General features: G+C 68.1%; 5 protein-coding genes and 1 tRNA gene. 1 reads left to right on the forward strand and 5 read right to left on the reverse strand.

The features are described 5' to 3' along the window. Positions 1-41: 41 nt before the first annotated feature. The 5 genes from DJ017_RS00960 to DJ017_RS00980 form a co-directional block, all read right to left on the reverse strand. Positions 42-3251: a TonB-dependent receptor domain-containing protein gene (locus tag DJ017_RS00960; RefSeq protein WP_165830489.1), complete on the reverse strand. Its 3210-nt coding sequence runs from the start codon at positions 3249-3251 to the stop codon at positions 42-44. Between the two features lie 348 nt (positions 3252-3599). Further along, on the reverse strand, positions 3600-6596 hold the full coding sequence (locus tag DJ017_RS00965) for a TonB-dependent receptor domain-containing protein (RefSeq protein WP_111526951.1): 2997 nt from the start codon (positions 6594-6596) through the stop codon (positions 3600-3602). 356 nt (positions 6597-6952) lie between these two features. Further along, complete coding sequence (locus DJ017_RS00970; RefSeq protein ID WP_111526952.1) at positions 6953-9373, reverse strand: TonB-dependent receptor; 2421 nt, start codon at positions 9371-9373, stop codon at positions 6953-6955. A gap of 333 nt (positions 9374-9706) precedes the next feature. Beyond that, positions 9707-9781, reverse strand: a tRNA-Val gene (locus DJ017_RS00975). A gap of 98 nt (positions 9782-9879) precedes the next feature. Beyond that, entirely contained in the window at positions 9880-10236 is a 357-nt protein-coding gene (locus DJ017_RS00980; protein ID WP_111526953.1) for a response regulator, read from the reverse strand. A gap of 104 nt (positions 10237-10340) precedes the next feature. Here DJ017_RS00980 and DJ017_RS00985 point away from each other — a divergent pair, with 104 nt between their 5' ends. Then, complete coding sequence (locus tag DJ017_RS00985; protein ID WP_111529912.1) at positions 10341-11261, forward strand: N-formylglutamate amidohydrolase; 921 nt, start codon at positions 10341-10343, stop codon at positions 11259-11261. The last annotated feature ends 411 nt before the right edge of the window (positions 11262-11672 follow it).

Raw genomic sequence — 11672 nt, forward strand, 5'->3', positions numbered from 1 at the left:
GACGCCCTCCGAAGTGACGCAATCGTGCGCCGGGGTCTTGCCTAGAAGCGCTTCTTGAGGCCGACCACCCAGACCCGGCCCAGCGGGTTCCCGCTGAAGGGGTCGTAGTTGTACTGGGTGGCGAAGGCGAACGGCGGGTCCTTGTCGAACACGTTCTGCACGGCGATCGTCGCCGTCGTGTCCCAGGGCAGCTGCACCGTGTAGGTCAGGTCGTGCTGCCAGTACTCCGGCACCTTGGTCGAGCCGCCCACCGCCCGGGCGATGGCCAGGGCCGTCGTCTCGGTGTTGGCGATCACCGTCGAGGAGACCCAGCGGGTCTGCCAACGCAGGTTGTGCGGCCCACGCGACCAGTTGACGAAGCCATTGGCCCGGATGCGGTTGTAGCCGATGAACAGCGACGGCCGGTAGGAGCCGGCCCGCTCCACCGTCTCGCCCACCGCGAAGCCTTCGATGGTGTAGGGCGCCTCGGTGTAGTGCAGCAGGTAGGAGCCGTCGGCGCCGGCCTGCAGCCGGCCGCCGAACAGGTCCTCGGCGATCGTGGCGTTGATCTGGAAGTCGATGCCGTCGGTGTCGATGCTGCCGCCGTTGATGTAGTTCTGCACGAAGGAGAGGACGTTGGCCGCCCCGCCCTGGCAGTCGGCGACGCTGTTGGTGCCGGTGAAGGTGAACCGCGCGCGCACCGCGTCGTAGGCCGGGTTGGCGCAGCGGGCCGTCGAGCGGACCCCGCCGACCACCGGGAACATCAGGTTGAGGATGTCGGTGGTGGATTCGGTGGTGATCTGGTCCTTGAACTTGAACTTCCAGTAGTCGAGCGTCGCGTTGACCCGGCCCATGTCGAAGATCACGCCGACGCTGTAGGTGTCGGCCGTCTCCGGCTGCAGGTCCGCATTGCCATGCAGGTCGGTCGCCCGGTAGGTGCCGGTGGCGTTGGTCAGGTTGCGCTGGAAGTAGCTGCCCGAGGCCCAGGTGGGCAGGGGCGCGCGGTAGGTGGTGCTGGCCGAGCCGCGGAAGGCCAGCCAGTCGGTCGCCTGCCAGCGGGCGGCGATCTTCGGATTGAAGGTGTCGCCAAGGTCCTTGTACTTCTCGTAGCGGGCGGCGAGCGTCACCTCGAGGGTGTCGAGCACCGGCACGCGCCACTCGGTGAACACCGCCGCGATCTGCCGGTCGAGGTCGAACGGCCGAAGGTTGGCGTTGAACAGGAACGGACCGTTGCCGGTGGTGGGGCAGGCCGGCGAGGCGTCGCCGAACGGCGGCGAGTCCACGCAGGGCGTGGCCGCGGCCGAGTAGAGCGCGTCCGGATCCTGGATGAAGCGGTCGTAGCGGAACTGGGCGCCGGCGGCCCAGGAGATCGGGTCCTCGGCCCACAGCTTCAGGGGCGTCTGGCCGCTGAACACCGCGTCGGCCACGAACATCCGGGTGGTGAAGCTGTTGTACTGCTCCTCCTCCATCCAGTTGACCACCTCGGCCCGGGCGGCGGCGGCCTCGTTGTAGCCGGGGATGGTGGAGCTGGCGACGTAGAACGGGTTCGCCGGGACGTTCGAGGTGCTCTGCTGGATCGCGCTGGCGAAGGGGTTGAAATAGTAGCAGCCGATCGCGGCGTTGCCGGCCCCGGTGGTGAAGTTGTTGGTCTCCGCCGCCGTGCACTGGTCCGAGGCCCCGGCCCGGCTGCCGTAGCCGCGAAGGCCCAGCTGCAGCCGGTTCACCGAGACGTCCTGCAGGTTATATTTGTAGTCGATCTCCTGATAGGTCGCCGAGACGTCGTAGCTGATCCCCAGCGGCAGCTTACCCTGGAAGCCGCCTTCGATCCGCCAGGTGTCGGTGTTGTAGCTGTAGTGGCTGTGGCGATCCGAGGTGTAGGGGTTGCCGGCGAAGCCGACGGGCCGCCAGCTGGTCGGCGAGGCCACGAGGCCGTAGAGCGTCGCGAAACCCGCCGCCCGCTGCGCGGCCGCGAGGCCGGTGGCGCAGGAGGCCGCGTCGACGCCATAGGGCAGGGTCGAGCCGCCGCAGGTCGCCGCCGCCGCCTGCTGGGCGAAGGCGAGCAGGCCCGGGTTGGTGGCCGGGATGTAGAACCGCGATTGCTCGGAGGTGCCGGCGGCCGGGATCGGCGAGACGCCGCCGCCGGTCGAGCCGCCCGAGGCCAGGATCGGCGCCGGGTACTGGTTGGGCCCGGTCATCGCCCAGCTCTGCTGCGGCGTCTGGTTGCGGTTCCACATGGCTTCGCCGTGGAAGGTCACGTCGTCGGTGAGCTTGAAGTTCAGCTCGCCATAGACCGAGTAGTGGTTCTCGTTCTCCACCAGGTTGTCGAAGGTCGTGTACTGGAAGTTACAGGCGGTGGTCGGCGAGACCACGCCCGAGCCCAGGGTGAAGGGCGCGCCGCCGTTGGCCGCGCAGCCGATGTCCTCGACGCTGTTGGTGAAGGGCGCGGTGGTGAAGCCGGTGTTGGGCGAGCCGGCCGGCGCGGTCGTCGAATAGAGGTAGGCGCCGGGGTTGCCGGTGGCGGCCCAGCCGCCGAGCGGGTTCTGCAGATAGCCGGCCGGGCCGGTCCGCAGCGCCCAGCTGCGCTCTTGCACGGGCAGCTCCGAGCGGCGGCGATAGCCGAGGGTGAAGAGGACGTTGCCCCAGTCGCCCACCTTGCCCCACGCGCCGTTGGCTTCCCAGTCGCCGTCCGAGCCCTGGATGCCCTGGTACTGGCCGCTGACCTCGAAACCGTCGAGGTTCTTGCGGGTGATGAAGTTCACCACCCCGGCGATGGCGTCGGAGCCGTAGGTCGCGGCCGCACCGTCCTTCAGCACCTCGACCCGGCCGATGGCCGCTGTCGGAAAGCTGTTGATGTCGACGGCGTAGCCCGAACGCGAGCTCACCTCGACCCGGCGGCCGTTGAACAGGACGAGCGTGCGGGTGCCGGTGACCGAGCCGATCGAGGCGTTGAGGTTGCGCAGGTTGACGGTGGCCGTGCCGTTGCCCCCGCCGAAGCGGTTGTTCTCGCCGACCACCGCGCCCGAGGCGGGGATCGTCTTGATGAACTGGACCATGGAGGGCGAGCCGCGCTGCTCGAGCTCCTTGGTGTTGATGACGTCCACCGGCAGGGCGGCGTTTTCGGGGGTTCCGGCGATGTAGGAGCCGGTGACGACCACTTCGCTGACCGCCGCCGGCTGGCCGGCCGGCGTGGTCTGGGCCGAGGCGTTGAAGGCAATGGATCCAAGAGCGACTGCCAGCAGGGAGCCGCCGCAGAAATAACTGCGTTTGTTCATTTCAAATATCCTCCCGACGTAGCTCAGCCCTCGTAACCGGGGCCGTTGCTTGCGTGCGGAAAGATCATCCGACAGCTCCGCCATGCACGCCAGACTTTTTTGCGAAAATGACACAAATCACGGATTTTATTGATTTTTCTGTAGTCAGAACTGACTAGGCGCCGAAATTGCAAGGGCGCATTCCGACTCCCCGCCGCCGGCGGCGGCCACCTTTCCGCCACAGTAGAGCTTGGCCCCAATGTAGAACGCCGCCGGGCCCGGAGCCCGGCGGCGCGCAGTGGTTCACGTCGGAAGAAATCGAAGCGGCGGCGCCGAGGAATCCGTCGGCGCCGCCGCCCAACGAGTCGCTCAGAACTTCTTCTTGAAGGCCACCTTCCAGGTCCGGCCGAGCGGATTGCCGGTGAAGGGATCGTAGTTGAGGTCGAGCCGGGCGAACGACGGCTCCTGGTCGAACAGGTTGTCGACCGACAGGGTGAAGGTCGAATCCCAGGGCAGTTGCAGCCGGTAGGTGAGGTTCGTCAGCCAGGTGGCGTCGATCTTCTGGCCCTTGGTGAGCACGGCCCCGTTGACCGGGTTCGGCGCCAGGATCGAGGTCCGCTGGTCCTTGTAGGAGTCGATGTAGGTCTCAGTGATCCGCAGGTTGTGCGGCCCGCGGGTGTATTCCGCATAGGCCTGGCCCTTGATCTGCGGCAGGGAGGTCGCCGAGAGCTGGTAGTTCAGGAAGCCGACGGCGTCGAAGCCGGGCTGAACGACCACACCCTCCACCGTGAACGGATCGATCTTGTAGTCGATCGTGTAGGTGGCCGAGCCGCCGACCGCGACCGTCCCGCCGAGCACCTCGCCGACGTCGTAGTCGGCGATCAGGTCGATGCCGGAGGTGGTCACCGAGGGGCCGTTCACCACCAGGGTCCGCACGCGGGCGATGGTGGCCAGCGAGCAGGCGCCCTGGAAGCTGAAGCGGGCCTGCAGGGCGGCGTAGGCGGACTGGCCGCAGTTCACGTTGGCGTTGCCGGGGAACATGGCCGAGACGATCGCCCCCGAGGGCTCGGCGACGATCGGGTTGTCGAAGTCGAAGCGCCAGTAGTCGACCGCCGCGCGCAGGCCGCCCAGCTTGAAGAGTGCGCCGACGCTGTACTGCTTGGCCTTCTCCGGTCGCAGGGCCGGGTTGCCGAAGAAGTCGATCGCCCGGAACGAGCCGGCGATGAACGACAGGCCGGTGACGCTGGAGTTGGTCAGCGAGGTCAGCGGCGGGCCGCGGAAGGTGGTGCCCACCGTGGCGCGCAGGGCCAGCCAATCGGTCAGCTGCCACTTGGCCGACAGCTTCGGATTGGTGGTCGAGCCGACGCCGCGGCCGTACTCCTCGTGGCGGATCGCGAACTGCGCCTCGATCTTGTCGGTGACCGGCAGGCTGAGCTCGCCGAAGCCGGCCCAGACGTCGTTGTGCAGCTCCTGCTCCTCACCGGTCCCCAGGAACACCAGCGGTCCGTTGCGCACCGTGCAGGTGGTCGAGCCGGTGACCGGGGTGTCGATGCACGGATTGGCGTTGATGTTGCTGAGGTTGTCGTACTTGGAGTCGAAGGACTCGCGCCGGTACTGCATGCCCGCCGCCCAGGCCACCTCGCCGCCCGGCAGGTGGAAGCCGGTCTTGCCGTTGAGCACGGCGTCGGTGACCAGCAGGCGCACCGTCTGGCGGGTCGAGACCTGCGGGAACAGCCAGCGGATCAGGTCCGGGTTGTTGGCCGTGGAGGCCACGAAGCCGGGGTTGGTCTGGCCGGTGACGGCGCTGGACGCGGTCGAGGTGGAGAACGGGTTGAAGTAGTAGCAGCCGAGGGCGGAATTGCCGGCGTTGGTGGTGAACCCGCCCGTCTCGGCGGCCGTACAACCGCCCTGGGCCCCCGAGGCCAGGCTGCCGTAGCCACGCAAGGCGAGCTGCAGGCGCGAGACGACGGTGTCATAGCCGGTCCGCCGCCCCTGCTCCTGGCCGTAGGTCACGGCCACGTCGTAGCCGACGCCGTGCCAGGGCAGGTCGCCGTTGACCCCCGCCGAGACGCGGAACGCCTCGTACTGGCGAAGGCCCTCCGAGGAGCCCTGGTCGTCGAAGATCGGGTTGCCGCCCTCGGCCAGGGGGCGATAGCGCACGCCCGGGATATGGACGCCGATCGCGCTGGCCGGGATCTGGGTCGGATGGGCGGCCTGGTAGGCGATGAAGCCCGGGTTGTCCGACGGGACGAAGAAGCCCGAGAGGAAGGCGGCGGAGAGCGAGCCCACCGTCGGATTGGTGGTCGCCGTCGGCGTCTGCAGGGCGAGGTAGGACGGCGAAGTCTTCCAGTTCGGCACGTCCGTCTTGGCGTAGAGGGCCTCGACGTGGAGGTGGTTCTGAGCGTTGAGGTCGGCGTTGGCCTCGCCGTAGACCTGGAAGCGGTTCTCCTCCTCAACGAGGTTGTCGTACTCGGTGTAGTGGAAGTTGCAGGCCGGCAGCGCGCCCGCCTGCGGCACGCCGCCGAGCGGCGCGCAGCCCTGGTCCAGCTGGAAGCCGGCGGCGGCGGTGTAGCCGCCGGTTGGCGTGCGGATCAGCGGCAGGAAGGTGGTCACCGCGTTGCCCGCCGACCAGCCGCCCTCCGGATCGTTGAGGTAGGGCTGGTCCGCCCAGCTGCGGTCGGTGACCTTCAGCTCCGAGCGGTGCTGGTAGCCGAGGCTGAGCAGGATGTTGCCGTTCTCGAAGACGTGGCCCCAGTTGAGCGCCCCGTCCCAGTCCCCGTTCGAGCCGTCGACGTACTTGTAGCTGCCGGAGACCTCGAAGCCGTTGAGGTTCCGGCGGGTGATGAAGTTGACAACCCCGCCGATGGCGTCCGAGCCGTAGGTGGCCGCCGCGCCTTCCTTCAGCACCTCGATGCGGCCGAAGGCGGCGACCGGCAGGGTGTTGGTGTCGACGATGCCGGCGGCGGCCTGACCGAACGGGTTGGCCGCCATGCGCCGCCCGTTCATCAGGACCAGGGTGCGCTGGGCGCCCAGACCCCGCAGGTTGATCGAGCCGGACCCCTCCGAGCCCTGGGCGCGGGTGTCGAACTGGTTGGTGTCGCCGAGCACGCCGCTCGAGACGGACAGGGACTTGATCAGGTCGACGGTCGAGGGGGAGCCCTGCTTCTCGAGCTCCTCAGCGCCGATCACCTTCACAGGCAGGGCCGCGTCCTCCGGCGTGCCGCGGATGAAGGAGCCGGTGACCACCACCTCCCGTACCTCGTTTGCGCTGGATGGGCCGGCCTGGGCGTAGGCCGCCTCGCCCCCCACCAGCGCCAGGGCGACGGCCAGGATCGAGCCGCCGCAGAAATATGCACCCTTCGTCATATGGTTTTTCCTCCTCCAGCCCCTCGCCCGTCTGTGCGGATCTTCGGCTGGTGGAGGGATGATCAGCGCGCGCCGCCGGCCACGCCAAGATGGTTGCATGCCCGAAACATAACGACGTTCCATATCGCCGGTCTGCAAGCTTGACCGTAGCGGCCGTTCGGTTCGGATACCGCTGTTTTGAAATAAACCCGCAACATGAGGGTCGCGTGCGATACCGGAGTTTCGAGCGCCGCGAGGTGTGGCGAATAGGCATCGCAGACGCGATTTCGTGTCCCGCCCCGGCGCGGGCATGAAAAAGGCGCCGCCGGCGGACCGGCGGCGCCCCAGCGACCCCGAAGGGCGCTGACTTCAGTGGATCAGTAGGTGTAGCGCACGGTCACGCCGTAGGTCCGCGGCAGGCCCATGAAGGCGTCATACGAACCGGTCTGGAAGACCGAGTCGAAGGCCACCTGCTTGTAGCGCTTGTCGAACAGGTTCTGCGCCCACAGCTCGGCCTGCCACTTCTTGTCCTGCGGGCCGATGCCGATGCGGGCGTTGACCAGGGTGAAGCCCTTCTGGGTCTTCACCGGGTTCAGGTCCGAACCGGTGTTGTAGGACGACACGTACTTGGCGTTCAGGGCGAAGCGGCCGACCAGGTTTTCGCCGATCGGATGCTCGTAGGTGCCCGCGCCCGAGATCGACCAGAGCGGAGCCAGCGACAGGCGCGAGCCCGGCAGGCGGGCGCCGAGGACGGCCGGCGTGCTGGTCGGATAGTAGGTCTCGGCGTAGGTGGCGCCGCCGTTCAGCGACAGGCCTTCCACCGGCGTGAACCACAGGAAGTCGGCGTCCACACCCTTGGAGATCACCTTCGGCACAGAGGCCACGGTGAAGACCAGGCCGTTGAAGGCGTTGAGCTGGAAGTCCTTGTATTCCTGATAGAACACCGTCGCGTTCAGCAGCAGGGTGCGGTCGAGGAGGGTGTTCTTCACGCCCACCTCGTAGCTGTCGACCAGCTCCTGGGCGAAGCTGGTGTCGAGCACCGGCGTCGCCGCCTGGCCGGCCACCGACTGAGCGCCCGGGGCGATACGGTCGAGGTTGAAGCCGCCCGCCTTGTAGCCGTGGGCGTAGGACGCATAGGCCAGCACTTCAGGCGAGAACCGGTACGAGAGCTTGGCCGTGCCGGTGAGCTCGTTCTCCTTCTTGTGCTGGTTGTTGTGCGCGATCTGGCCGAACAGCGGGTTCGACGAGGTGGCGCACAGCGCCGGATAGGCGCCGCCCAGGGTGCGGCCGATCGCGCCGAAGCGGGCGATGGCGGTGGCGCAGCCGATGGCGTTGTCGGTGTTGTTCCAGAAGGTCGCGAGGTCCTTCTTCTCCCACGTGTACCGCAGGCCCACCGTCAGCTCGAGCGCGTCGGTGATCTTGTAGTTCTCGTTGGTGAAGAGGGCGAAGCCCCGCTCGTGCTGGTCATAGGTGTCATTCTGGCCCGCGCCCGGCGCATAGGCGGTGCCGTTGTTCGGGTGACCCTCGAACGTGGGCAGGCCGCCGGCCGCCGCCAGCAGGCCGGACAGGTACGACTCGAACTGGTTGCCGTACGTCACGGTGCGGACATGCAGCTTCAGCTTCTCGTCGGAGTAGAAGGCGCCGACCAGCCAGTTCAGCTTGTCGGTCGAGCCAGCCAGGCGGAACTCCTGGGTGAAGGTCTTGAACTCGGTGAAGCCGACGTCGCCGGAGCCGAGCTTCGGCGAGTAGAGGATGTCGGCGCCGGTCCAGTCGACGTCGCCGCCGCCCTTCTGCAGCCAGTCGCGGTAGGCGGTGACCGAGGTCAGCTTGGCGTTGCCGAGGGCGTGGGTGTCCCAGTTGACGATCGCCTGAGCGCCCTTGTCCTCGATGTCCTTCACGTCGTTGCGGTTGCCGTAGTCGCGAAGGTTATGGATGTCCGGCGGATTGGCGATGCCCCCGGGCGCGAGCGCCAGGACGAGCGGAGCCGTCGGGCCGTTGATCAGCTGGACCGCGCCGCAGCAGGCTTCGTGCCGCTTGGTGTAGTCGGCGGCGAAGTTCACATCGACGTCGGCGCTCGGCCGCCACAGCAGCTGGCCGCGGCCGGTGTAGTAGTTCTGGTCGTTGGTGTCGCGGCCGACGCGCTCGTAGTAGCCGTCGCGGTGACGGCCGGCGACGAACAGGCGGCCGGCGAGCTTGTCTTCGATCAGCGGCCCGGTGACCGAGGTCGAGAAGCCGAAGGTGTTGAGGTTGCCGAAGGTCGCCTCGCTGTTGGCGCCGAAGGTGAACTCCGGACGCTTGGTGATCACGTTGATCACGCCGGCGGTGGTGTTCTTGCCGAACAGGGTGCCCTGCGGGCCCTTCAGCACTTCCACGCGGTCCAGTTCGCCGAGGTCGGAGAAGGCGACGCCGTTACGCGGGCGGTAGACCTCGTCGATGACCACGCCGACCGAGCTTTCCAGGCCGACGTTGTCGCCGACCGTGCCGATGCCGCGGATGCGGGCGGTGGTGATGGCGGAGGAGGAGGTGGTGGTGACGGTCAGGCCCGGCGTGACGACGGTCAGGTCCTTGATGTCACGGACGCCGGCGTCCTGCAGCTGCTGCGCGTTGACCGACGTGACCACGATCGGCACGTCCTGCAGGCTCTGCTCGCGCTTCTGCGCGGTGACGACCAGTTCGTCGATGGAGTGCGGGGCCGAGGCGGCCGGAGCGTTGGTGGCCTGGGCGGCGGCTTGCCCGCCGAAAGAAAGAGCGACAGCCACCGCGAGCGCGGAGCCGCCTTGGAAATAGGCTAGCTTCAAAATTACCTCCCGTAGTGGAGCTCACGGTCTCTTTTGGCCGTGGCACCTTTGCACCTCTGGTAATGCGCGCCCGACCTTGGGCGACGGAAGAGGCTTCAGGAGCAGCGGCCCCTGAAAGGTTTACGGTGCGTCCGCCTTGCAACAGTTTTGAAATGTAACGGGCGGTCTCAGGCCGTCATTCCACCGCGCAAAGCTGCGCCTTGCGACGCCCGGTTGCGAATGCGACCCGCTATTATCTTCACGATGCTGCGGAAGTTCAGCGGCGCGAACCGCGGCGACCCGCCAGGGTTGCGGCCAGCCCGAGGCGGGCGACGGCCAGGAAGTGAGGAGGGATGGTGGACGCGGCTGGGATCGAACCAGCGACCCCTACGATGTCAACGTAGTGCTCTCCCGCTGAGCTACGCGTCCAATCCGAGGTCTCCCGAACCACGCCTTGGCGGCGCGCCCGGGAGCGGGAAGGCGGGGGTATAACGGCGCGCTTTGGCGCGCGCAAGCGAGCAGAGATCTTAAGCGGCGATCATCCGCTCGACCTCCGAAACGATCTCGCGGAGATGGATCGGCTTGGACAGCACCTTGGCGCCCGCCGGCGCGCTCTCGCCGGCCGCGAGCGCCACCGCGGCGAAGCCGGTAATGAACATGATCCGCAGCCCCGGATGGCGGGCCGCCGCCTGGCGGGCCAGCTCGATGCCGTCGAGGCCGGGCATGACGATGTCGGTGAGCAGCAGGTCCCAGGCCTCGTCGAGGCGCAGGGCCGCGTCGTCGCCGTCCGGACAGGCCACCACGTCATAGCCGGCGCGCTCCAGGGCGCGGGCCAGAAAGCCGCGCAGGGAGTCGTCGTCTTCGGCGAGGAGGATTCGGGGCATGTCGCGGTCGTTAGGGTTAAGCCGAAGGGGCACTCTACAGCGCCAAGCGTAAAGGCGCGATGAACCCTTTGACCCCAAACGACGCTGAGCGTTCTATGGACGGCATGAACGCCTGGGAGCCGATCGTCGCCTCTCAACGACCTGCGGGGGACGTCGAAACCGCCGACGCCTTCGAGGTGCGCCGCGCCGCGCCCGCGGGCCAGGCGCCGCCCACGCCCCTGGTGTTCGCCTCGCCGCACTCCGGCCGGCTCTATCCCGACGACATGATGGCGGCCGCGGCGCTCGACGCGCAGAGCATCCGCCGCTCGGAGGACGCCTTCGTCGACGACCTGATCGCCCGCGCGCCCGAACTCGGCGCGGCGACCATCGCCGCCCGCTACGCCCGCGCCTACATCGATCTCAACCGCGAGGCCTTCGAGCTCGACCCGGCGATGTTCGCCGACGAGCTGCCGGAGTTCGCGAGGGCCCGCACCGCGCGCGTCGCGGCCGGGCTCGGCGCCATCGCCCGCGTGGTCTCCGAAGGGCAGGAGATCTACGCCCGCAAGCTGACCTTCGCCGAGGCGCGCGGCCGCATCGAGACGGCCCACCGGCCCTATCACGCCACCCTCGCCCAGCTGCTCGCCGAGGCGCATGCGGCGCACGGCTTCGCCATCCTGATCGACTGGCACTCCATGCCCGCCGCCGCGGCGCGGACCGGCGGCCGCGACCGGGCCTGCGACATGGTGCTCGGCGACCGCTTCGGCGCCGCCTGCGCCGGGGTCCTGCCGACCCGGGTGGAGCGCGAGCTCGAGGGCCTGGGCTACCGGGTGGCGCGCAACGCGCCCTACGCCGGCGGCTACACCACCGAGCACTACGGCCGGCCAGCCCGGCGCACCCACGCCCTGCAGATCGAGATCAACCGGGCGCTCTATCTCGACGAGGCGCGGCTGACGCCCACCGCCGGCTTCGAGACCCTGAAGGCCGACCTCGAGCGGCTGATCGCCACCCTCGCCCGCGCAGACTGGTCGAGCCTGGCGGCGGCCTGACCCTCCCGAAGCGGCCCTGAGCCGGGCCTTCAGGCCAAAAAAAAGCCGCGGCCGGAGCCGCGGCAGTTCATTAGGGAGGAAACGCCCAGGAAGGGCAGAGACGTCAGCGACGCCTCACGAGGTTGGATATACTGTGCAGCGCACAAAAACGCAAGCGGCGTTTGGCGCAAAATTCATGCCGCGACGTAAGGCGGACACCGAAATGTCACATCGTCACGCCACCTTGCCGCGGGGGAAATCCACCCCGATATGTTGCGATGCACCATGAGCTCGGCCATTTTTGCACCCGCGAATAGGCCTGCGGCGCAACTGACGCTGGCCCTTCGGCTGCGCGTCGCCTAAAAGCGCGCCTTCGCCGGCGCATCCGCCACGCCCTTCCCTGCGCCGAGACGCAATTCCCCTTAAAAGACC

Source organism: Phenylobacterium soli (assembly GCF_003254475.1).
Lineage (GTDB): Bacteria > Pseudomonadota > Alphaproteobacteria > Caulobacterales > Caulobacteraceae > Phenylobacterium > Phenylobacterium soli.

Coding starts and splice junctions, on each gene's coding strand:
- DJ017_RS00960 (WP_165830489.1), bottom strand. CDS start 3,251: ATGAACAAACGCAGTTATTTCTGCGGCGGCTCCCTGCTGGCAGTCGCT.
- DJ017_RS00965 (WP_111526951.1), bottom strand. CDS start 6,596: ATGACGAAGGGTGCATATTTCTGCGGCGGCTCGATCCTGGCCGTCGCC.
- DJ017_RS00980 (WP_111526953.1), bottom strand. CDS start 10,236: ATGCCCCGAATCCTCCTCGCCGAAGACGACGACTCCCTGCGCGGCTTT.
- DJ017_RS00985 (WP_111529912.1), top strand. CDS start 10,341: ATGAACGCCTGGGAGCCGATCGTCGCCTCTCAACGACCTGCGGGGGAC.